Origin of the sequence: Neisseria sp. HMSC074B07 (assembly GCF_001810355.1) — a bacterium.
In the GTDB taxonomy this organism is placed as follows: domain Bacteria; phylum Pseudomonadota; class Gammaproteobacteria; order Burkholderiales; family Neisseriaceae; genus Neisseria.
The window spans coordinates 1-22,349 of the sequence record NZ_KV800927.1 but is presented as its reverse complement, the minus strand read 5'-3'; the positions used below and the strand labels follow the sequence as shown (position 1 = coordinate 22,349).

Here is a 22,349-nt window from a genome sequence, read left to right as displayed (position 1 = left end):
GATGTCCAACTTTTGGGGTGCAGTTCAAACCGAAATCTATGGTTTTCAGACGACCTTTTGATATTTTGAGGGTTACACGCCCTGTTTCAGGCTGGCTTCGATGAAGCCGTCCAAATCGCCGTCCAATACGGCTTTGGTGTTGCCGACTTCGTAGCCTGTGCGCAAGTCTTTGATGCGCGAGGAGTCCAAGACGTACGAACGGATTTGGCTGCCCCAACCCACATCGGACTTGCCTTCTTCCAACGCCTGTTTCTCTTCGTTGCGTTTGCGCATTTCCAATTCATACAGTTTGGATTTCAGCATTTCCATCGCAGCGGCTTTGTTGGCGTGTTGCGAACGGTCGTTTTGACACTGCACCACAATCCCCGTCGGCTCGTGGGTAATACGCACGGCGGAGTCGGTTTTGTTGATGTGCTGGCCGCCCGCGCCCGATGCGCGATAGGTGTCGATGCGCAAATCGGCGGGGTTGATTTCGATTTCGATAGAATCGTCGATTTCGGGGTACACGAACACGGATGAGAACGACGTATGGCGTTTGTTGTTCGAGTCAAACGGCGAGTAGCGCACCAGGCGGTGAACGCCGGTTTCGGTGCGCAGCAAGCCGTAGGCGTATTCGCCTTCCACGCGGATGGTGGCGCGGTTGATGCCTGCGATTTCGCCGTCGTCTTCTTCGAGGATTTCGATTTTGAAGCCTTTACGCTCGGCGTAGCGGCTGTACATGCGGAACAGCATACCCGCCCAGTCTTCCGCTTCCGTACCGCCCGCGCCTGCGGTGATGTCGATAAAACAGTTGTTCGGGTCGGCGGGCTGGTTGAACATCCGTTTGAACTCCAAATCTGCCATCTGTTTTTCCAGTCCCGCCACGTCTTCCTGCACGGCGGCGAAACCTTCTTCGTCGTTTTCTTCGACGGCCATTTCAATCAGCATGCGGTTGTCTTCGATGCCCGATGCGATGTTATCGAGCGTCAACACGATGCCTTCAAGGATTTTGCGCTCTTTGCCGATTTCTTGGGCGCGTTTCGGGTCGTTCCACAGCTCAGGGTCTTCGGAAAGGCCGATGACTTCTTCCAATCGGTCTTTCTTGCCCTGATAGTCCATATAGACGCGGATGTCTTCGCTGCGCTTTTCCAAATCGTTCAGGGTGTTGTTGAGCTGGTTGATTACTTCGGCTTCCATGATTCTTGTGTGCTTTCAAAATTTTAGGGGCGTATTGTAAGGGATTTGCGGGCTTTTTTCTATGATAAAGGTCGTCTGAAAACCTGAATCTCAAGTTTTCAGACGACCTTTGCGTTTGCATTATCCGCCAGCCATGTGGCGGATTCATATCCGGTCTGACCGGATTATTTATTCAGACGCTGCCATTGTGCGGGAGTGTAGGTTCGGGTAGTGGTTTTCTCGTTGCCACGACGGTCGGTTCGGGTTTCAGTTACCACGACCTTGTCCTCGTCAGAGGTATCGACTGAACGGGAGTAGAACGGCACCAGACTATACTCATCGTGGTTGTAACGGTAGCGTTCTTCGATGCGGGTGCAGCAGTCGACTTCATTCGTCACAATCAGGGCTTTTTGTTTGTTGTCGACGCGGAACATACCCATGTAATTCTTGGTCAATTCAGTCAGTGAATAACTTTGGCTAAAATCACCATACTCGCCTTGCTCGTAGATATCGTATGTAGGAGAGTTTTTAGGGCCTTTATTGCCGGTCGCAACAGCAATATCTTTGAGTCCGTCAAAGGTAAAGTCTTTCATAATCAAAGGGCTTTTTGCCGCAGAGATTTTGCTGCCTTCGCCGCGTTCAAATATCAGGTCGTCACTCTTAAAAACATTTGTGGTTTCCTTCTTAGGGTGATACAAAAACACCGCGCCTTTGCCGCCGCAATGATTGTCTTTGCAGCCCTCGACAGAAATATGCGCCTGCCAGCCGTCGGGCAGATCGGTCACACGGAAAAATTCTTTTGCCTGAGTGCCGGCAGCGGCGAAAAGAGCAAATAGCATGAGGTATTTTTTCATCAAAGTTCCTTTACGTTTAACCCCGACCGGGTAATGAAATCAAAATTATGCAGAAGAGTAACCCTCTTCATGTCAGGCAGCAAGGGCAATTAAGCCAAACAGGTATTCTTTCATAATTTTCTTATCCTTGCTTTACAAAATGACAAAAGGTCGTCTGAAAGCAGGAAAGGTGTGCAGATAGGCGGGAAAGGTTCGTGCGTATGATGGTACGATTGGCGGCGTAGCTTATTCGGAAGTATTGCACATGGTATGTGAAGGTCGTCTGAAAATGAGTTTCAGACGACCTTTGGTTTGGTTGGAAAGGGAGAGTTTAGAAAGGCTGCACGCAGATTCCAAGTTTTGTGTGATGTGCAGGCGTATGAAAGCGCGACGCGCCCAATCCAACCTCCTGCACCCTAAAACCCCGCCCGATCCAATTCTTCCAGCAACGCAGGCCGGCGCGGTTTGTCGCTATATCGTTCCCTGATTTCGTCGGCGAAGTCTTCCATTGCCTGCCGTTGTGCGGAATATTGGCGGCGGAGTATCTTTAATTGGTTAAAGAGCTGGCGGTATTGATTGCGGTTACTTGCCTTATTGATTTGAGCCGCAAAGATTTTCAGGTAGCAAGCCACGATTTGGTCGTGATACGGCTCGGGGAAAGACGGGGCAAAACGTTCCATCATGTACAACGAAAGATGTTGCTGCAATAGGGCGAGCAACAGGTCGAATTCCTGTTCATGCTCCAATATTTCGGCTTGCAGCGAATATTGGCCCGACAAGCGCGCAAGCAGGCGGTTGAATTCATCCGGCCATTCGGCAGAGGAAAACGTGGCTTTCCACACTTCGTAATGCGGCAATGAAAGGCTGGTGGAAAACGCCAAATCCGCTGCGATTTCGCGTACATTTTTACCGGTTTCCTTCAATACATCGAAAAGTTGCAGCTTCCATTTGTGCATTGTGCCGAGTGTTCCTTCAGCTTCGGCAATGCTGATACCTTCGCGCAAGAGGCGTTCCGCTTCCGCCCAATCTTGCTGCCCGACTGCTTGTTCTACCGCAATTTGTCTGAATTTCGGCAGGCGCAGATGTCGTCTGAAAAAATCCTGCGCGGCAGCAGTATCGCCTTTCGTCTGCAAAACCTGCCAGCCCTCAAATGCCCAAAATTCATAATCCCAATCCAATTTGGCAACTGCCAAACGTTTATTCACACAATCTTGCCACGCCTGCCATTCGCCGCGTAGCCGCCAGATTCGGGCGCGGATTTGGTAGATTTTATTGCTCGCTTCGGAGTATTCAAAATAGCGGCTGTCGTCCAAGCATTTGTCCAAAAAATTGATCAAGCGCTTAGTGACGTTTTCCATGACTACCTCTTCCAGCAGGCCGATTGCCATATACATAGCATCGCCCAACCTACCGTCCGAATCGTCCGCCTTTTCAAAAGCATCCTGCAAACGCGGTATCAACAGAGGCAAAGCCTGCGCCAACGCCGCCGTCCCCTCTTGCGCCACATCTTCCAACCAGTCTTGCAGCCTGATGCCCAAATCGGCAGCTTCGTAGTAATCATAATATCGGGTTCGGGAAAAGATTCGGGAGAGCTGCTGCCGATACGGATTACCGCCCTGTTTAGGCTGCTGCGCGTCGGGCTCGTCCGGCTGCCCGTCCGGCGTTTGGGCGCGCACCGCATACCACAATGCCGCCATATGCTTGCACGCCCCGCCATAAGGGCAATCGCAGCCCCCGTCCTTAATGTATAAATCGCTATCCAGCTTCAGCCATACCGAATAGTTTTCCGAACCACGCACCTCCGCCCGATAACGCCCTGCGGAAGTTTTTTGGACGTCGCGAACCTTGCCCTGCTGAAAATACAACAGGCCGCGTTCGGCGATATGGGACGGGAACAGGTGGAGCGGGTGGATACGGGGCATGGTTGGTTTCCAATAAGTTGTTGAAATATGGGGAGTTTACTGGTTCAGACGACGTTTGGGGAGAGGGTAGTGGGAAGATTTGTTTTGTAAGGAGGCAAAAGGTCGTCTGAAAATGGGGTTCAGACGACCTTTTGGGGTGGGTAGAAAGGGGAGTTGTTTAGAAAGACTGAGTGTGTGCGTTCTACACATACTTTGCGTGTAAAGTCTAGGTTCTATGTGTTTCGTATATATATAGGCATCTCGAAAGACATAAGCTACGACTTATTTACATGGCACGGGCTACCCTATGTGTAATTTTATGTGTAAAATAGGTTCGTATCTCTTGACACATCATTATTAGGTGCCATTATGACAACCTATCAAAAGCTCTCACAACAACCATTAGTATTTGTTTTAGCAGAGTTTCGTTTTTCTCCTATTTTAGAAATGGAGAAATATATACCAACATTGCAAGATGAACTCCGTCAGGAGTTCCCACTCATTGATACGCAACAAAATCAAGAATTTCAAATTTCCCCGAGTGGTATTGGAATAAATACTACAACAGAATGGGTTTTGCAATCAAAGAGTAAGAAACAAGCTATTACTCTCAATTCGAATCGGTTAGTTTATGTTACTAGTGAATATGATCGTTTTGATGGTTTCAAGCAGCAATGCAAAAAAGCACTAGAAGCCTTTATTAAAATTGTAAATCCAAGTTTATGGCTAAGGATTGGGTTGAGATACAATGATGCTATAACAGAAGAAAATAATGAGAATATTGAAGAATATGTACAAAGTTTTTTATATGCGAGCAATTCTTTGTCGTCTGTAGGAGAGATGAATCAACATATCAATGAAATTGTCTTAGAAACAGCTGAAGGTTGCATGGTTGTGCGTTCTATGTACGCACACAAAGCTCTGCCAATGTGGCCAGATATGATGTTACCAATAAAAATAGAGGCAAATAATCATATGGCAACAAGAATTTTCTTGGATTTTGATCATTTTTGGGATATAAATTTATCACAAGAAAGCGATAATCCAGACTTTAAATTAGATGATCTTATTCTAAAGTTAGAAAAAATGCATGAATACAGTCGTAAAGCGTTTTGGGATATCACAACTGATAAGGGTAAATCAAAATGGAATTAATTAACGGCATAAGATACTCAAGTGTTGGGTTGGTTGGGGCTGGTTTGGTCTTTGTGTTAAGTGGCTCTAGTATCTCATCTCCAAAAAACTCATATGAAAATTTTGAAAGATATACACTTATCAAAAGTGGTAATTTTGATCTAAAAGCTACTATTGGTATGGAGCGATCAGGATCTACTATTATAAGTAAATCTTTAGAAATTATAGAAAAATTACCTAGTAATTTAGAAAATATTAAAAATACTTTTTCTTTATCTAATGATGAATTAGCAAAAATTATTGGAGTGAGTCGTAAGACACTTCATAATTGGAAAACAGGAAATATCCGATCTTCAGAAAAAAGAAAACGTATCTTTGATTTATTTTTGCTTGCAACTAATTGGTCAAATGCTGGTTTCAGTGGAAATAGACATGATTTGGAAAAAAAAATACTTAATGGTAAAAGTATATTAGATCTATTGGTCGAAGAAGATTTAAATGCTGAAAAGATATTATTTGCAGGTAGTCGAATTGATCTTTTAAGTCCTCGAAGTGAGAAGGGATTGTTCTAACTTATTTGGAGGCTAAAAGAGTGCGACATTGGATGGAATCAGCGGGATGGAGACAGGGTGGGTTTGTTCAACAGAAAGATTTACCCACCCTTATTTGTCTTTATCCGGATGTTGGAATAACTGAAGATATTTACTTGGTTGTAGCCTCACAATCTTGTGATATTGCTCATGCTCAAGAACCAATGATTGAGTTTATGATTGCAAGAAAAAAAGACAAGATGGATGGAAATTTTGCTCATAACAAACATCCAAGGAAATTGCATATTGAAGCTATTGTTGATAATGAGGGACAAATAGAACGTTTATCTTTGGAAATTAAGGCTCATGAGAAAATTTGCTTGTTGAAAGATGATTTCCCAGAGAGCTTAATACCTGAATCTTATATCGAACTAGAATTAAATTCTTTAAAAGAATTTGTCGCTTGGTTGGCTGGTCGCTATCAACGTCCTGCATTACCCACGGAATTTGATCGGCGTTTTGATGAAAAATGGAAGAAAGATAAACGCAGAAAATTTACAGAAAAAGGTAGCGAGCATATTTTAGGGATCTATGTGGAAATTACCCCTGATGAAGAGATAGAAGAAGATAAAAATTATTCTGTAAATTTATTGATAATAGTTGCGCATGATATATCAAAGATGCCAGAAGAAGATTCAGAAAGTGTTAGGTTAATCGCAAGTGAATACGCTGAAAAGATGCGTGAGGCAAATATGGATGTTGTTGGTCCTCTAATATTGCCAGAGGAAGGAATTTCAGTTGCAACTTTAAAAAGATATAAGCGATTTATTTTGGATGATTTATCTTATAAAAGTGATCATCCTCTTCCGTCAGAGACTAAATTGCCTTAAAAGAGCAGGATCATCAATTATGAACTATAAATGATGATCCTGCTTTATATTTATAATTTCTCCCAAACTTTTCTCAACCTCTTCACCGACACCGGATACGGTGTCTTCAATTCCTGCGCGAACAGCGACACCCTCAATTCTTCAATCATCCATTTAAACGCAGCGAGGTCGTCTGAAATGGGTTGTCCTTGTTTCACCAAACCGTCGGTTTTTTCCTGCCACATCTGTTCTAATTCCTGTATGTCGGCTTCGCGGGCTGCGTCGCGGGCGGGGTTGCTGCTGTATTTTTCGAGGCGCAGGGTCATGGCTTTGAGGTAGATGGGGAGGCGCGGCCATTGTGCCCACGGGGTGCGGGTGGCGAAGCCGGCGGTGAGCAGAGTTTGCAGGCGTTGGCGCATGAGGTGGGTGAGCGGGTGTTTGCCGAGTTTGCCGTTGAGTTCGACGTAGGCGGCGGCGGTTTCCTGCAAGTAGCGGCTGAGGGCTTCTTTGACGGCGGGCAGGCGGCTGCGGGCGCGTTTGATTTGTTCTTTGAAGGCTTTTTCGTTGCGCGGCAGCTCGTCTTCGCCGATAAAGGCGCGGTCGCAGACGGCTTGGGTGAGGTCGTCGCGCAGGGTATCGGCGTTGATGTGTTTGAGCAGCATGGCGGCTTGGGTGAAGCCTTGGATGCCTTTGTTCAGGTCTTTAACTTGTTCTTTTAGTTGTAGTTTCATGAGTTCGATCACGCCTAATCGGTGGGCTTGTTCGGCGGCGGCAGATGTGTCGAACAGGCGCAGGGCGATGCGGCCGTCTTTTTCTTTTTGCAGGCTGAGGTAGCCGGTGAGCTGCTGTTTGCCGCGGGCGAATTTGATGGATTCGGGCAGGGTGCCGATGTCCCATGCGGTAACGTTGTCGCGCTCGAATTCTTGGGTGTTGTCGCGGAAGGTGGTGGCGGCGGCTTTGCCAAGTTGTTGTTGGATTTGGATTAAATCGCGCCCCATGGCTAATTCTTGTCCGCCGTCGTCGATGATGCGGAGGTTGAAATAGCAGTGTTCGGGCAGCCTAAACGCGGCCCATTCGTCTTGATTGATTTGCTCGAGTATGCGGATGTCGCCTGCGGTTTTGGCGATGGCTTGGGCGAGTTGGGGCAGGATGGGGGTGTTGCGGTCGGGGTTTTGGCTTAGAAATTGGGTGATGAATTCGGGCACGGGCACGCAGATGCGACGGATTTGCTTGGGCAGCGCTTTGATTTGCAACTGGATTTTTTCGCGTATCATGCCGGGCACGAGCCATTCGAGGGCGGCGGGGCTGATGCGGTTGAGCACGGTGAGCGGCAGGGTGAGGGTAACGCCGTCGAGCGGGTGGTGCGGCTCGAAGCGGTAGCTGAGTTTGAATTTGCCGTCTGCGGTTTGCCAGTGTTTGGGGAATTGTTCTTCGGTGATGTGCGCGGCGGCGTGCTGCATGAGGTCGTCGCGGCTGAGGAACAGCAGGCGCGGGTTGTCGCGCTCGGCGGTTTTGAGCCAGGCTTGGAAGGTGCGGATGTCGGCGAGGGGGAGGGGTTTCAGACGGTTTTTTTGGGGTGCAGGCTGCTTTTTGGGTTTGGGGTCGTCTGAAACATTTTGTAGGGTATGTAAACTCGGTTCACGCACGCGGTTGTCCGTATCTTTGGAATCCGCGTGCGTGGCTTGCGCCACACACCCTACGTTGCGCTTTTGAGATTTTAGGACATCTGCTGCATCCGCTCGTGCCAATAAGATGAGTTCGTCGGCAGTCTCAGCATCGGGATAGTGTACCAAGCCGGCTTCGTCAAATGGCGCCATTACGCCACTTTGTAATGTCGCCCATTCTTCGGCGGAACCGATGGACGGGTCGCATTGCTGCTCGGCAATCAAGGCAACGATTTTGCCGTGCCATTGTTTGCTGTCGATCGTTACACGGTCACCCAGCAGTATCGATTGACCGTCGGCGTAGCATAGGGAGTTTTCAGGTAGCCTTTGAGCTTTGGGGTCGTCTGAAACCGTTGAAGCTGCGGCACCTTGTTCCCTCTCCTGTGGGAGAGGGTTAGGGCGAGGGTTTGCTGCGGTTGCGGAAAAGTTGGTTTGTGCGGCAACTGTTTTGCCCTCTCCCCAGCCCTCCCCCACGGGGGAGGGGGTAGTTTGCTGAGGGTTTGCAGGACGCAGGTCGTCTGAAAACTGGGGTGTGTGGTTTTCAGGTAGCCTTTGGGAGTGCAGGCTGCTTTCGGTTTTAGTTTTAGCTTCGCAGAAATTCAGCCTTGCTTCGCAAGACATTGTTTTCAGACTGCCTGAAACCGTTGAAACTGCGGCACTCTGTTCCCTCTCCTGCGGGAGAGGGGTAGGGAGAGGGTTTGCTGCGGCTGCGGAAAAGTTGGTTTGTGTGGCAACTGTTTTGCCCTCCCCTACGGGGGAGGGGGTGGTTTGCTGCGGATTTGCAGGATGCAGGCTGCCTGAAACCGCATCCGTCGTATAAAAATCGGGCAGCCGTTCGTGATAAAACGCAAACAGCGTTTCGTCATCAACCAGCACGTCTTGCTTGCGCGATTTGTGTTCGAGTTCGGTAATTTCCTTAATCAGCTTTTTGTTGTGGACAAAAAATTCCGCTTTCAAATCGCATTCCTGCGCCACCAGCGCGCTGCGGATAAAGATTTCGCGCGCTTCTTCGGGGGCGATTCTGCCATAGGACACGGGACGGCGCGGCAAGACGGTCAGGCCGTAGAGCGTTACCCGTTCGTTGGCGACGACTTCGCCGCGTTTTTGCTCCCAGTGCGGCTCGAAATAGTGGTAGCGGACAAGGTGCGGTGCTTCCTGCTCGATCCATTCGGGCTGGATGGCGGCTACGTCGCGTGCATAAAGTTTTGTCGTTTCAACGAGTTCTGCCGCCATCACCCATTTGGTTTTGGCTTTGAACAGGGCGGAGGCAGGGAAAAGGTGGAAGCGGCTGCCGCGCGCGCCGGTGTAGTCGTTGCCGTCGGGCGATTTCATGCCGACGTTGGCGATGAGGCCGGTGAGCAGGGCGCGGTGGATTTGTTCGTAGCCCGCTTCTTTTGCAGCGCGGATTTGGGCGCGGTGTTGTTTCTTATCCAGTTGTTTTTGTTTGAGTTTGGCGGATAGGTCTTGGTCGCCTTGGTTTTCAGACGACGTGAGCTGCCTGACTTCGGGAGGTCGTCTGAAAGCCGCTTCCTTGGTGGTCAAGCCCATTTCAATCGCGGTTTGGGCAAGCTGGTGATGCAGCTCGCGCCATTCGCGCATCCGCAGGTGCGACAGGAAATATTGGCGGCACCACTGCACCAGCTGCTTGTTGGACAAACCCTTGTCGCGCTCGCGCTGGAAGCTGTCCCAAATATTCAGATAGGCAAGGAAATCGGACTGCTTGTCGGTAAAACGCTCGTGCGCCTTGGCGGCGGCATCGCGCGCTTCCAACGGCCGCTCGCGCGGGTCTTGAATCGACAGCGCGGACGCGATCACCAATATTTCCGCCATGCAGTCGTGTTTCTTCGCCGCCAGCAAAATGCGTGCGATTTTCGGGTCGATGGGCAGGCGCGCCATTTGTTCGCCGAGTTTGGTCAGGCGGTAGCGGGGAGGGGCGACGATATTGCCCGAAACGTTTTGAAGGTCGTCTGAAACGGTTTTGTCGTTTGTCGAATTGTGTCGGGCATGAATGCCTGAGCCGCGTGCTTGATTTTTAGTGTTTTGCATAGTTTTTTAGGTCGGGCGTTCATGTCCGACGTGGTCTCAATTTATAGGGTTCGTAGGTTTGCGCCGCCTTATTGCGGATAAACATATTCCGCTTTGCCGTTGCGGATGTTCAGGCTGCCCGCATCGCCTGTGATCAGATTGCCCGTTACCGAGCCTTCGGTGCAGCCCGAAACCTTCATATCGTAGCCCAGCGTGTGAATCAGGAAAGTTGAAAGCTGCTGGTGGAAGGCAATTTCGCAAGGCGCAAAGGCTTGGTTGGCGGATTGCTGCACGGCGGCATCAGGGCTGTATAACACCAGCGGTACGATGTAGCTGTCGGGATGTACCGTGCCTTGGTTGAAGGTGTCTTGGTGCACATACTGCCCGTGGTCTGAGGTATAGACAAACAACCAGTTGTTTTCAGGCTGTTTTTGCAGCTGCTGGAACACGGTTTGGATCATTTGGTCGGTTTTGTGGATGGTGCTGTCGTATTTGTCCACGATATTGGCTTCGCCGAACACCTTATCCTGTTGTTGCAACAGCGCGCCGTATGGGACGTGCGAACCGCGTTGGTGCAACACAATAAAATGCTTGCCCTGCTGCAAATTGATTTTGTCGAACAGCGGCAGCAGCTTATCGTCGGGCATATTGTCGCCGTTGCGGTAGCCGAGTTGGGTCGGCTGAATCAGATGGTCGATCCACTTTTTGCCGATTAGGTTCAAAATCGCCATCTCGTTTTCCGCCTGCGCGCTGTAAAAATACGTTTCGTAACCCTGCTCTTTGGCGAGGCGGAACATATTGGTATCGCCGCTGCTGATTTGCTCGTAGCCGTTGGCATGCGGTATCGCATTGAAAAAGCTGGGCAGGGAGACTGCCGTCATCAACGCGGCGGAATAGCTTTGCTTCACAATCGGCTTAAAGTCAGCTTGCGACAGTTGGGTCAAAAACGGCGAAGTTTCGCGTCCGTAGCCAAACAGTTTCAAATGCGCCGCGCTTTCGCTTTCGCCCATAATCAGGATGATATTTTGAATACTGGCTTGTCCGGTTTTGCTTGGCGCAGGCTGTTTGAACACAGGGATTTTGCTTAAATCAAACAATTGATACGGCAATACGCGCCCGACAAAATAGCCGAAGCTGAAATAATTGGCTTTGACGCAGCTGTATGTCGGTTTGGGCGAAATACCGTGTTCCTGCGTCGTACTGAATGAACGTCCAAAAATCAGCAACATCGCCGCAGCGAACAATATATCGGCGGCAAAATGCGTCTTACGGCGGAACTTGGCAAGGCTGCAAAACAACACGACTTCCGCTACACCCCACAACGCAGGCAGCCACAACTTATCCAACATTGACGCGCCCGCGCTGCCGACTTCGGTAACCTCTTTCAGCATCAGCCAATAATTGATGCCCGTCATCCAACTTTGATAAACCGCGTAATGCACATTGTTGGCAATGATGCTGAGCGCGAAAAACAACGCAATCAGCAGCCGCGAAGCCTTATAACGCGCAAACAGATACAGCGCAGCAATCACAAATATCAGCGCAAACGTTTCCGCAATTTTTGCAGCCGGCAGAGTTTCAATCCCGAATACAAAGCGATAGGCGATTTCGCTGGCAGTAAGTAGAAATGAATACAGAAAGAGAACGAAAAGGGATTTTTTCATAATGGGAAGTTCACAATAAAAGTTGCAGGCTCGGTTTGGGGGCTCGGCAACGGTATTCTTCAGCAGCTATCTGTTTACAAATTGTTTTTTAAAAAAACGAGGTCGTCTGAAAATGGTTTGTCATTTGTCGGATTGTGTCGGGCATGAATGTCCAATCTACTCTTTATTTAATTTTTCCTTTTAAGAATTTTCCAGTTGTTCCATTCAGTTTATCTCTTGAAATTAATTTGGCTTTAAATTCAAAATTTTTACTGATTCGTACAATCAATAGTTGCTCAAAACTTCCTTTTTTCTTCACGACTACTTGGTTATGTTGTTTTAAAGGAGATATGGTTTTCACTTCAACCAGTTTTCCGTTAATGAAACCATCAGAACCTTCGTGGTTAACGTCCTTATGCCTTTTTAATCCGTATTCTAATTCAGCATAAAGTTCGCCTAATTCTCCCCAAATTTGTAAATATCTTCCTGTAAGTGAATAATATTCTTTTGCATTTTCAATTAAACTATTAAATATTTGCTCTTTAAAATAAGCAGTTTCTTCGTCTTTAATTGTTTCATAACTGACTTGAACATTCGTATCCCAATCTTTTATATCATCAAATAAATCATCAATAATTTGGGTATTTCTATCATCATCTAAATAAATAGCCTCGTAAGGTGCATATCCACAAGCTGCGGCTTCCATAATTTCTTCATTACTATAACCAAGGTCTCGCATTTCCCACAAAAAGTCATAATCACTCATATTCATACTCCATATTTTTTTGTTAATTTTCTAACAGATAGGTCGGACAATTATGTCCAAAATATGTTTTATAGCTTCATCCATCTTCGTCGGACATTTATGCCCGTCCTATGCTTTTCAGACGACCTCCACCGCCCCTAATTCCAACAACACCTGAAATCCATCATTGATATACCGCTGGTCCGGCGCTTCGAGGAATGGGAATGCCGCCACGTCGCCCAGTTTCAACGTTGCCATGCGCAGGATGACGGCAGCCAGGTTGCTGCGGACGATTTCCGGGTCGGTGAATTCGGTGCGGCTGTTGAAATCTTCTTCTGAAAACAGTCGGATACACACGCCTGCGGAGACGCGTCCGCAGCGGCCGGAGCGTTGGCGGGCGGCGGCTTGGGAGATTTTTTCGACATGAAGCTGTTCCACTTTTGCCCGTGCGGAATAGCGTTTGACGCGTGCGAGGCCTGTGTCGATGACGTATTTGATGCCCGGTACGGTGAGCGAGGTTTCGGCGACGTTGGTTGCTAACACGATGCGGCGTTTCGCGCCTGAGGGGTGGAAGATTTTGTGCTGTTCGGAGTGCGACAGGCGTGCGAACAGGGGCAGGATTTCGTCGTTGCGGCGCAGTGTGGATTTGCGCAGGGCTTCGGCGGCTTCGCGGATTTCGCGTTCGCCCGGCAGGAACACCAAAATATCGCCTTCGCCGTGTCGCGCCAATTCGTCCGCCGCATCGACAATCGCGTCGGTCAGCTCCACTTCTGCGTCGTCTTCGTCTTTGCTGGCCAGCGGGCGGTAGAGGATTTCGACGGGGTAGGTGCGCCCGCTCACTTCCAGCACGGGCGCGCCGTTGAAGTGTTGGGAGAAGCGTTCTGCGTCTATGGTTGCCGAGGTGATGATGACTTTCAAGTCGGGGCGGCGCGGCAGCAGCTGTTTCAGGTAGCCCAGCAGGAAGTCGATGTTCAGGCTGCGTTCGTGCGCTTCGTCGATGATAATCGTGTCGTAGGCGGCGAGATAACGGTCGGTCTGGGTTTCCGCCAGCAGGATGCCGTCGGTCATCAGTTTGACGCAGGCATCGCGCGAGGTGTGGTCGGTAAAGCGCACCTTATAGCCCACCGCACTGCCGATTTCTGATTTTAACTCTTCGGCAATCCGCTCCGCCACTGAGCGCGCGGCCAAACGGCGCGGCTGGGTATGCCCGATTAGCCCCGCCGCCCCGCGCCCGAGTTCCAGACAAATCTTGGGCAACTGCGTGGTTTTGCCCGAACCGGTTTCGCCGCAAATAATCGTTACCTGATTCTCGGCAATGGCTTTTTTGATTTCTTCGAGCTTTTCGTGAACGGGCAGGGTGTTGTCGAACTCGGGTTTGGGCAGTTTGGACAGGCGTTGCAGATAGAGGTCGTGCGATTTTTGGTATTTTTCTTCGACTTTGGACAAGCCGCCGTATTTGTTGGGATTTTTGAAGGCGGATTGCAGGAAATGGCGGTCTTTGGAGAGGGTTTGGGAGAAATCGAGATGGGGCATGGTACGGGCGGATGTCGGTGAGAATAAAAATGGTAGTATTATAGCAAACTGGCTTTGCCTAATCGGTATGGGTACTATGGAGACCTCTATTGCAGGCAGGCTGTATTGTTTAATGAAAAGGAATATTTATGAAAAAAGTTTTATGTTTGGTTTTGGCGATGAGCATGGGCAGCGTGGCATTTGCCGCGGAGTACAGAACGAAACAACCCATTGCCCACGACTGGCTGAAAATCAACGGCAATCAGTTCAATATTGAATCTGCCAACGAACGCGGGCATATATGTGGCGCGCAAGGGAAAATGGATAAGAATAAGGTTTGGAAAGATGGGGAAGGCTGCCAAATATCGTTCCAATTCAAGGGGGATGAGGTAAAAGTGGATGCCGAGGGCTGCGAAAATTATTGCGGCGCGGGTGTATCTTTCCCGTCGGAGTATTACAAACTGCCGCAGGTTTGTTCGCAACAAGGTGTCAAAAAGATGGAAAACCGTTTTCAGACGACCTTACGTTCAGGAAAATTCGAACAGGCTGCGGATATCAAACAAAATTATCTGAAACAGTGCGGCGACTTCCTTAATCCGATTGAAACAGTGACTGCCGCCAACGATGCTGCCGATGCTTACCGTCAGGCAAACAACAAAACCGCCTGTATCCAAACTTTGGATGCGGTGCAGGATCATTATGAGAGCCAATTGTTGGATAAGGACTTGGTGAATAAGATTAATGTGCAGATGGAGCGTGACAAAGCTTTGCGCCAACAATGTAGCTGAACGCTGATAAAAAGGTTGTTAGAAGGTCGTCTGAAAAGTAAATGTGTACTTTATGACGGCCTTTATTATTGCCGTTGGTCGCAAAAAATGCTCGTTTGGCATATTTATTACAAAGTCATATTGTTTGTGCTTAGAATGCGTTCCTGTCTTCGTCAGATAACAATTTTAAGAACAAAATTATGAAAAAATATCTTGCTTTGATGTGTGTTGCAGCCCTATCTGCCTGCGGTGGCGGCAGCTCTTCCCCCAGTACGCAATCCACGCCGACACAGGCTCCAAAATCTGCCCAAGCCCTGCCCTCGGCAGACGCAGCTTCCGCATTGCCGGTAGCTGCAAAATCGGAAAAACCGGAATCCGGAAAACAATTTTTCAGCGGAAACAATGCTTCTGATTCCGCAGTGGCATTCAATCATGCCGATTGGAACAAGATTACCATCGAAGGCGTAGAGGTCGATCTTGCAGCCGTACAAGGCGAGAGTTTTAAAAACGGCTGGCGGGACAGCGTCGGCGGTTCGGAGAATAAACGCCTTGCCAATTTTGGCGGCAATTACGTCCTGCACCACAGTACACCCGATGCGGTTGCCGGCATCGTGAAGACCGAGTCGCAAAACAATTACGCTTTCTTCAACGGTAATTTTACCCGTGAAGCAGAAATGCCGAAAATCGGACAGGCAGTTTACGACGTATCGACCGTCAGCGTGCGCGGTACTCTGGCGCAGGCATACGGTACAGGCCGTCTGACTGCTGATTTCGAAAGCAAAAAAGTCAGTGGCAGCCTCGGCTATTTCAACAAAACGCTCACCGTTGATGCGGATATCAACGGCAACAGATTTTCTTCCGTCACCCCGACGGCAGAAATACACGGCGGTTTCTTCGGTTCCGCAGCCGCAGAGACAGCCGGTGTTTATCAGGTCGGTAAAATCGTAGGGACGTTTGCCGGCCAAAAACAATAAAAAGTGAAAGTTGCATTTACTTTTTTACAAGGGGTGCAGACACTCAAAATTTCACGACTTTCGGCATAAATATCAAATGTGTAGCAACGGCACGGTAAAGTTGGTCATCTTACGGGCCTTGTTACTCAAGCAGAAAGTATTTAAAAACGAAAAAAGCACAAAATTTTGAATCGTCGAACCACCTCAAGGGGAAAGGTCGTCTGAAAACGGTTTGGTTATCCGTTTTCAGACGACCTATTTTTATGGTTGGTCCGCAAAGGTAATGTTGAAGCGTTCACAAACAGTTGCAGCAAAAAGGAAGAGCGGTTTTGTAGCGATTCCTCTATATCGGTTACAATCCGTTTTTCTTCTCAAACCAATATTCCAAAGCACAAAATTATGCTGAAAATCATCTCCGCCAACGTCAACGGCATCCGCTCCGCCTACAAAAAAGGATTTTACGAATACATCGCCGCATCGGGCGCGGACATTGTCTGCGTGCAGGAACTCAAAGCGCAGGAAGCCGATTTGTCCGACGAAATGAAGAATCCGCACGGGATGCACGGCCATTGGCATTGCGCTGAGAAACGCGGTTACAGCGGCGTAGCGGTGTACAGCAAACGCGCACCTGACAATGTGCAAATCGGTATGGGCATTGAAGAATTCGACAGGGAAGGGCGGTTTGTGCGCTGCGATTTCGGCAAGCTATCGGTGATTTCGCTTTATCTGCCCAGCGGCACCAGCGCGCCGGAGCGGCAGGAATTGAAATACCGCTTTTTAGACGCGTTCTATCCCATGCTTGAAGCCATGAAGGCGGAGGGGCGCGATATTGTCGTTTGCGGCGACTGGAACATCGCCCACCAAAACATCGACCTGAAAAACTGGAAAGGCAATCAGAAAAACTCAGGCTTCCTGCCCGAGGAGCGCGAATGGATAGGCAAAGTCATCCATACGCTCGGCTGGACGGATATGTGGCGCACGCTCTATCCCGACAACCCCGGCTACACTTGGTGGAGCAACCGCGGACAGGCGTATGCGAAAGATGTCGGGTGGCGCATCGACTATCAGATGGTTACGCCCGAACTCGCCGCCAAAGCGGTGTCCGCGCATGTTTATAAAGATGAGAAATTTTCCGACCATGCGCCTTTGGTCGTGGAGTACGACTATGCTGCCCAATAAAGTTTTCGGCAAATACGATTGGAATGTGAACGGTAAAACCGGCATAGGCGCGGCATGGGTGGTTGCCGCGTTTGTACTGCCTATGCTGGTGTGGACGATATTCATGCTGGCGCGGATGTCCGGCTGGGTTGAAATGACCCGCGCCAATCCGCTTTGGGCAGTTGTGTGGCTGCTGTTTTCACTGCCCTGCCTCATGATTGCCGCCAAGTGTTTCGGTTGGAAAGGCTGGCGGTTGATTGCCAACATCCTGATCTGCCTCGCCACCTGTGCCGTTTTAAGCGTCCCCGCCGTGCTCTTGATTACCTTTACGCTCAACGATTTGCTCAAATAGGTCGTCTGAAATGCGAACTTTCGAACTCGAAGACCTAACGCTGTTTTTAATACGCGACGCGGACGAAGCAGAAATGTGGATAGACCGCTGGGCGGTCAGCTATCCCGTCGTCCAAACCGCTGCCGCTTCCGCCAATCAAAGCATCGCCCAATGGCAGGCAAATATTCAAACAGCGTTTGAAGGCATCAGCGGCGAACACATCGCCGTCGTCGTACACGGCGCAGGCGTATCCGCTTTTCTGGCGTGGCTCTACCAAACCGACATCCTGACACAGAAAAAAATCGTCAACATCATCCTTGTGTCGCCGCGTCCAGAAGCCTTCCCCGACGATGAAATACACACCTTCCAGCGCGTCCGTTGCCCCTGCCGCACCGCGCTTGTCATCGCCGAACAAAACGGCATGCTGCGCAACTGGGCGGAAGAACGGGCAAACCTGTGGAACGCCCGCCTCCTCCTGTCGCCACACTCTGGCACGCTCAACGGCGCACTCGGCGGCTGGCAATGGGGCATGAAGCTGATGCAGGAAATGCTCTTGAGTTGAACAAAACACTTGCAAGGATAAAACAGAAAAGGTCGTCTGAAACCGGAAATCAGGTTTCAGACGACCTTTTCGCAGGCAAGTAACAGTTTCGGGTAAAATACGGCGGTTTGCCAATCATCCGAAAGAAACCCATGTATTCCCTAGCCCGTAGCCTGCTGTTCAAACTCGATGCCGAAAAAGCCCACCATTTCACCCTCGACGCGCTCAACAAAGTATACAAACTCGGTTTGCTTCCGATTTCCGACAACCGCATCAAGCCCGTCAAACTCATGGGCATCAACCTGCCCAATCCGGTCGGACTGGCTGCCGGACTCGATAAAAACGGCGAATACATAGACGCATTGGGCGCACTCGGCTTCGGTTTCCTCGAAATCGGCACGGTCACGCCCAAACCGCAGCCCGGCAACCCGCAGCCGCGCCTCTTCCGCGTTCCCGAACACCAAGGCATCATCAACCGCATGGGCTTCAACAACCACGGCATCGACGCCATGATTCAAAACATCGAAAAAAGCCGTTATCAAGGCGTGTTGGGCATCAACATCGGCAAAAACGCCGGCACCCCCATCGAAAACGCCGCCGCCGACTATCTAATCTGCCTCGAAAAAGCCTACGCACACGCAAGTTACATTACCGTCAATATTTCCTCACCCAACACCAAAAACCTCCGCGCACTGCAAGGCGGCGACGAACTGAGCGCGCTACTCGAAGCCCTGAAAAACAAACAGGCGCAGCTTGCCGCCGCGCACGGAAAATACGTCCCGCTCGCCGTCAAAATCGCTCCCGATTTAGATGAAGCACAAATTGAAGACATCGCCCACGTCGTCAAATCCGTCGAAATGGACGGCATCATCGCCACCAATACCACCATCGACAAATCAAGCCTCGGCAGCCATCCGCTCGCAGGCGAGCAGGGCGGTCTAAGCGGCCTGCCCGTGCGCGAAAAAAGCAACCAAGTGCTGAAAATATTGGCGGAACACATAGACGGCAAGCTGCCGATTATCGGCGTCGGCGGTATTATGAACGGCAAGGACGCCGCAGAAAAAATCCGCCTCGGCGCAGCCGCCGTCCAAGTGTACAGCGGCATGATTTATAAAGGCCCGGCATTAGTGAAGGATTGTCTGGCAGCGTTGAAGTAAACACGATTTCCAACACAAAAGGTCGTCTGAAAACCGGTTTAACTGGATTTAAACGGTTTTCAGACGACCTTTTTAACGGAGATTCAGATCTCAATAACCTATTGAAGGATAAATTCCCAAACAATATTATTTGCTATTAAGAAACATAATATTTTTCTTTTAAAGAGGAATTGCTTGAAATAACCTGAAGTTGAGTCATACAAGATTTCTCCGCATTAAACTTTATCCGTAATGTCTGTCCCAGCTTTTTACCATCAGGACGGGGGCTTTACATAAAGCGTTACGATGTTTATTCAAATATATTCTCATAAAAAACAAGCAGTTTGGAGTGAGGTCATCAAATTACCTAAAAATGTCGGATTTCCAGCAAAACTTCCACTTGCCTGTTAATCAGGTAAAGAAATTATATTCAGTTTTAAATTAATCAACCAGATTATGAGAACAAATAGAGTTCCATAATACATTCCATACATAAAACTTCTCAATTGACTTGTTTTTCTTTCGGTATGAATAAACCCTCCAGAGAATAATAAACAAAATAAAAACATAAAATAAAAAAATGGTTCATGAATAAGTAGCATCAATAGAGTTATTGTCCATATTGCAGTATATATATAAAAATAATTAGGGAAAATATAATTTCTTTCAAAGAAATTCATATCTTTCATTCTTTTTCTCAGTTCCACGTCGTTTTTCCACTCAATAACAAGAAAAATAAAAAGAATGAATAAAGCAATACTTGGCAAGTAGATATTAATAATAGAATTGATGCCCATGTTTCAGTATATGAAGAAAATATAATGGTTTTTTGAATCCTAAACCCGAGATGGTATTTGAATCAGGATTGAGCTAATGCGTTTTTACGGTATTTGAAGGACAAAGCTCTAAAGCTTCCTCGGATCGGAGTGATGTAAACATATAATGTACTAGATCAGGATTGTTTGAATAGTATTTACTGACCAAATAAGGAGAGTTGTTTGAATAAAAATAACAATATAATTTACCGTTATCCAAAAAAGATTGTTTTTGGGAAGCAGGAATATTGAAGTTTTTTAAATATTCTATCCCTTTAGAAGTTATAGGATAAAGTTGGGAAAAGGGTATTTCATCTGCTTTATTTGCTTCAAAAATAACGATCATTTCATTTGTTTCAACAAAAGTCCTCAAGAATATATTGCTGCTGCTTTTGGGAAAAATATCAATGTACCATGAAAATGACTTGGAATTTAAAAACTCAGCAGGAGTTTTGTAATAATTATCATCATGTTGATCATAGCTGAACATTAATATCAGAAATGGTATAAATATGATTGCAGATAGCGTGCCTAAAGAGATTAAAGCTAATTTAATAAATTTCTTCATGGATACACCTTTTTAAGGCGAATTGCAGTTTTAATCAAAGGACTATCACGGATAACTAAGAAAATTCAGTTCAAAGCAGACTTATTACTATGAGGAAAAGCCATTAAGCGCGTACAAATCAAATAGTTTATCGAAACGATTTGTTGCAGACGTTATTACTAGAGCAGTAGCCTACTTTTTGATCTGTATTTGATAGGTCATCTGAAAAAATTTCAGACGACCTTTGTGGGAGCTAGCTTTTAAATCCATCCTAGGTTTGCTTATGTATATAATGTTTTTGTTTAATGGATGATATTCAAAAATATATTCAAGAAATAAAAAATGTAATATTCATAAAAAAATTGCAGGTTCTTACTTGGTAGGTTTATTTAACATCATGTTGTAAAGAGAAATTTTCCTAGTTATTTATTAGAGGACTTATAAATATGTTTATTGTTTCATTTTATGAACGTTTGTAGTTTAAAGTTCTTTTTTGCAGTGGTTAATGATGTAGGACTACCAGCACCAGGGCGCTCAATTTGATAAGAAAATTCAACCTCTAAATGGAAATTATTCCGGCATGTTGGTTTTGGTAATCGTATCTTAACGTGTCCAATAATTTTGCGTGGTGAAAAAGGGTTTGCTCTAGGTTTTGTGAACCAATTATGTTCTTCTGCTTCATACATATAATTCCCAACTTTGAAAAATTCTTCTTTGAGAATATTGTGCTCATCATACAAAGTAGCTTTCCCTAGAAAATGTAAAGTACCATCACCAGTAGTAGGATGAGCTGCTGGAGTTGTACCTTCAGCATAAACAAAGACTTCTCCGTCTTTTACGCTAATCGTGCCATGTACCATTAAATGCCCATTTAGGCAGCCAATATTTTCAACAGGTAGACAATTAAGTGCAAATATCCGGAAAGGTTCGTTTAAATATTCAACATAAACACATTCTTTTTTTGAAATTGCTACTGTAACAACTTTATTTTTTTCATGAACCTCCTCTGATTCAAAGTAATCTAACGTGGTTTCCAGCAATTTAGGATTAATTGTATTTCCTTTAAAATTTTCTAATGGGTAAGGAATAATATAAGGCTGCTTACGCACTGGTATAGCATTCCCACCAATTAGTTTATACAACATAACTTCTTTAATATAACTATTTGCGGAATTTATTGGAATTTTACGAGTTTCATGTGGACCAATCATTCCATTGAGTCCTAAAGGTTGTTTTTTTAAGAACAAAATAGTACTTCCATTTCTATTATGTATTTTTAGGTCGTAGCATAATTTATGTTTTAAAACATTAGTTCTTACTTTAGCATATACACTAAAACTATACATTTTTTGTTTTTCCGACATTATTTGTTCCTTCTTTTTAGATGGTATTGAAATATTCATATTAGATATTATCTTCTGTGCCTTGTATTAAATGCACTTTAACTTTTTTGGGGTCATTCGAGTAAAAAATTTGAGTAAGACCATTCTTGTCTGTTTTTCCTCTAATTACCTGATAATCCTCTAGAAAAGCAATATAATCGGCGTTGATATAAGGATTTCCATGCTTATCTAAAAACTCATATCGTATATCGTATAATTCTTTTGTTAAAAATATGGGAAGTTGTAAATCATTAAAACTACTTGCCCCAGTCACCTCCATCGGCGCCTTTACCCTAACCAACTTCGGACTCCCAATCTCCACCTCCCCGTTCGCCAGTTTGATATACGCCCCTTTACAGGTAATCAGAATCTCTTCCTTCGCCGCGATGGTGATTTTGCCCGCGCTGCTGGTCAGCACCGCATCCTTCAACGCATTCAGCTGCAACTCGTCATTCTGTGCCTGCACTTCCACTTTGCCCTGGTTAGCCTGTACCTTGATGCCGCTGCTTTGCGCAAACAGGTTGAGGCTCTCTACAGCATGGGCGGTCAGGCTTTGTCCGGCGGTGATGTCGGTATGGCTGCCGCTGACGAGGTGGATGTTTTCATTGGCAGTGTGCAGTTGGCTTTGTTGTGTCGCGGTGGCGATGCCGGCGGGGGCGGTTTGGATCAAACCTGCCTCTTTCAGGTCTTTGAGGGCGTCTTTCAGAC

At 47.2% G+C, this 22,349-nt stretch carries 21 protein-coding genes; 9 read left to right on the top strand and 12 right to left on the bottom strand.

The annotated features are described in order from the left end of the window. Positions 1-72: 72 nt before the first annotated feature. From prfB to HMPREF2726_RS14105, 5 genes are all read right to left on the bottom strand, one after another. Positions 73-1,176, bottom strand: a complete 1,104-nt coding sequence (prfB, locus tag HMPREF2726_RS05600; protein WP_039407069.1) for a peptide chain release factor 2 — start codon at positions 1,174-1,176, stop codon at positions 73-75. Positions 1,177-1,340: 164 nt separating this feature from the next. Further along, positions 1,341-2,009: an XAC2610-related protein gene (locus HMPREF2726_RS05595; RefSeq protein WP_070602560.1), complete on the bottom strand. Its 669-nt coding sequence runs from the start codon at positions 2,007-2,009 to the stop codon at positions 1,341-1,343. A 225-nt stretch (positions 2,010-2,234) separates the two neighbouring features. Further along, positions 2,235-2,393, bottom strand: coding sequence for a hypothetical protein (locus tag HMPREF2726_RS14110; RefSeq protein ID WP_168163274.1), 159 nt, complete (start codon positions 2,391-2,393; stop codon positions 2,235-2,237). An 11-nt stretch (positions 2,394-2,404) separates the two neighbouring features. Next, positions 2,405-3,910 (bottom strand): SWIM zinc finger family protein, encoded by a 1,506-nt coding sequence (locus HMPREF2726_RS13005; protein WP_094113227.1) that lies wholly within the window; start codon positions 3,908-3,910, stop codon positions 2,405-2,407. 36 nt (positions 3,911-3,946) lie between these two features. After that, the gene (locus HMPREF2726_RS14105) at positions 3,947-4,099 is read right to left on the bottom strand and encodes a hypothetical protein (protein WP_168163273.1); all 153 of its coding nucleotides are present in this window, start codon (positions 4,097-4,099) and stop codon (positions 3,947-3,949) included. Positions 4,100-4,258: 159 nt separating this feature from the next. On the opposite strand from HMPREF2726_RS14105, the gene HMPREF2726_RS05585 reads away from it, so the two are divergent. The 3 genes from HMPREF2726_RS05585 to HMPREF2726_RS05575 are packed head-to-tail and all read left to right on the top strand — an operon-like array spanning position 4,259 to position 6,443. Then, the gene (locus tag HMPREF2726_RS05585; RefSeq protein ID WP_070602558.1) at positions 4,259-5,044 is read left to right on the top strand and encodes a TIGR04255 family protein; all 786 of its coding nucleotides are present in this window, start codon (positions 4,259-4,261) and stop codon (positions 5,042-5,044) included. Next, entirely contained in the window at positions 5,035-5,595 is a 561-nt protein-coding gene (locus HMPREF2726_RS05580; protein ID WP_070602556.1) for a hypothetical protein, read from the top strand. Before HMPREF2726_RS05585 ends, HMPREF2726_RS05580 begins: the two co-directional genes overlap by 10 nt. 32 nt (positions 5,596-5,627) lie before the next feature. Further along, the gene (locus HMPREF2726_RS05575; protein WP_094113226.1) at positions 5,628-6,443 is read left to right on the top strand and encodes a hypothetical protein; all 816 of its coding nucleotides are present in this window, start codon (positions 5,628-5,630) and stop codon (positions 6,441-6,443) included. Between the two features lie 50 nt (positions 6,444-6,493). Here HMPREF2726_RS05575 and HMPREF2726_RS05570 read toward each other — a convergent pair whose 3' ends face one another. The 4 genes from HMPREF2726_RS05570 to hrpA all read right to left on the bottom strand — a co-directional run bounded on the left by HMPREF2726_RS05570 (position 6,494) and on the right by hrpA (position 14,032). Next, on the bottom strand, positions 6,494-10,132 hold the full coding sequence (locus HMPREF2726_RS05570; protein WP_070602554.1) for a DUF3418 domain-containing protein: 3,639 nt from the start codon (positions 10,130-10,132) through the stop codon (positions 6,494-6,496). 68 nt (positions 10,133-10,200) lie between these two features. Next, positions 10,201-11,778: a phosphoethanolamine transferase gene (locus HMPREF2726_RS05565; protein WP_210399680.1), complete on the bottom strand. Its 1,578-nt coding sequence runs from the start codon at positions 11,776-11,778 to the stop codon at positions 10,201-10,203. Positions 11,779-11,938: 160 nt separating this feature from the next. Next, complete coding sequence (locus tag HMPREF2726_RS05560) at positions 11,939-12,520, bottom strand: hypothetical protein (RefSeq protein WP_070602562.1); 582 nt, start codon at positions 12,518-12,520, stop codon at positions 11,939-11,941. A gap of 117 nt (positions 12,521-12,637) precedes the next feature. Then, on the bottom strand, positions 12,638-14,032 hold the full coding sequence (gene hrpA, locus HMPREF2726_RS05555; RefSeq protein ID WP_094113224.1) for an ATP-dependent RNA helicase HrpA: 1,395 nt from the start codon (positions 14,030-14,032) through the stop codon (positions 12,638-12,640). 128 nt (positions 14,033-14,160) lie between these two features. On the opposite strand from hrpA, the gene HMPREF2726_RS05550 reads away from it, so the two are divergent. The 6 genes from HMPREF2726_RS05550 (at position 14,161) to HMPREF2726_RS05525 (ending at position 18,918) form a co-directional block, all read left to right on the top strand. Next, positions 14,161-14,799 carry an acid shock protein gene (locus tag HMPREF2726_RS05550; protein ID WP_070602549.1) on the top strand — a complete coding sequence of 213 codons (639 nt, stop codon included), beginning with the start codon at positions 14,161-14,163 and terminating at the stop codon, positions 14,797-14,799. Positions 14,800-14,978: 179 nt separating this feature from the next. Further along, positions 14,979-15,752 (top strand): transferrin-binding protein-like solute binding protein, encoded by a 774-nt coding sequence (locus HMPREF2726_RS05545; protein WP_009313104.1) that lies wholly within the window; start codon positions 14,979-14,981, stop codon positions 15,750-15,752. A 378-nt stretch (positions 15,753-16,130) separates the two neighbouring features. Further along, positions 16,131-16,910: an exodeoxyribonuclease III gene (locus HMPREF2726_RS05540; protein WP_003758273.1), complete on the top strand. Its 780-nt coding sequence runs from the start codon at positions 16,131-16,133 to the stop codon at positions 16,908-16,910. Continuing rightward, entirely contained in the window at positions 16,897-17,241 is a 345-nt protein-coding gene (locus tag HMPREF2726_RS05535) for a hypothetical protein (RefSeq protein WP_009313105.1), read from the top strand. Before HMPREF2726_RS05540 ends, HMPREF2726_RS05535 begins: the two co-directional genes overlap by 14 nt. Before the next feature lie 10 nt (positions 17,242-17,251). Then, positions 17,252-17,782, top strand: coding sequence for an alpha/beta hydrolase (locus HMPREF2726_RS05530; protein ID WP_009313106.1), 531 nt, complete (start codon positions 17,252-17,254; stop codon positions 17,780-17,782). Positions 17,783-17,913: 131 nt separating this feature from the next. Continuing rightward, positions 17,914-18,918 carry a quinone-dependent dihydroorotate dehydrogenase gene (locus HMPREF2726_RS05525; protein ID WP_009313107.1) on the top strand — a complete coding sequence of 335 codons (1,005 nt, stop codon included), beginning with the start codon at positions 17,914-17,916 and terminating at the stop codon, positions 18,916-18,918. Positions 18,919-19,767: 849 nt separating this feature from the next. Here HMPREF2726_RS05525 and HMPREF2726_RS05515 read toward each other — a convergent pair. From HMPREF2726_RS05515 to HMPREF2726_RS05505, 3 genes are all read right to left on the bottom strand, one after another. Beyond that, positions 19,768-20,280, bottom strand: coding sequence for a hypothetical protein (locus tag HMPREF2726_RS05515; RefSeq protein WP_049223164.1), 513 nt, complete (start codon positions 20,278-20,280; stop codon positions 19,768-19,770). A gap of 437 nt (positions 20,281-20,717) precedes the next feature. Next, the gene (locus tag HMPREF2726_RS05510) at positions 20,718-21,623 is read right to left on the bottom strand and encodes a hypothetical protein (protein WP_009313109.1); all 906 of its coding nucleotides are present in this window, start codon (positions 21,621-21,623) and stop codon (positions 20,718-20,720) included. A 40-nt stretch (positions 21,624-21,663) separates the two neighbouring features. Next, a partial coding sequence (locus HMPREF2726_RS05505) for a DUF2345 domain-containing protein (RefSeq protein ID WP_246827867.1) occupies positions 21,664-22,349 on the bottom strand: 686 nt, incomplete at its 5' end.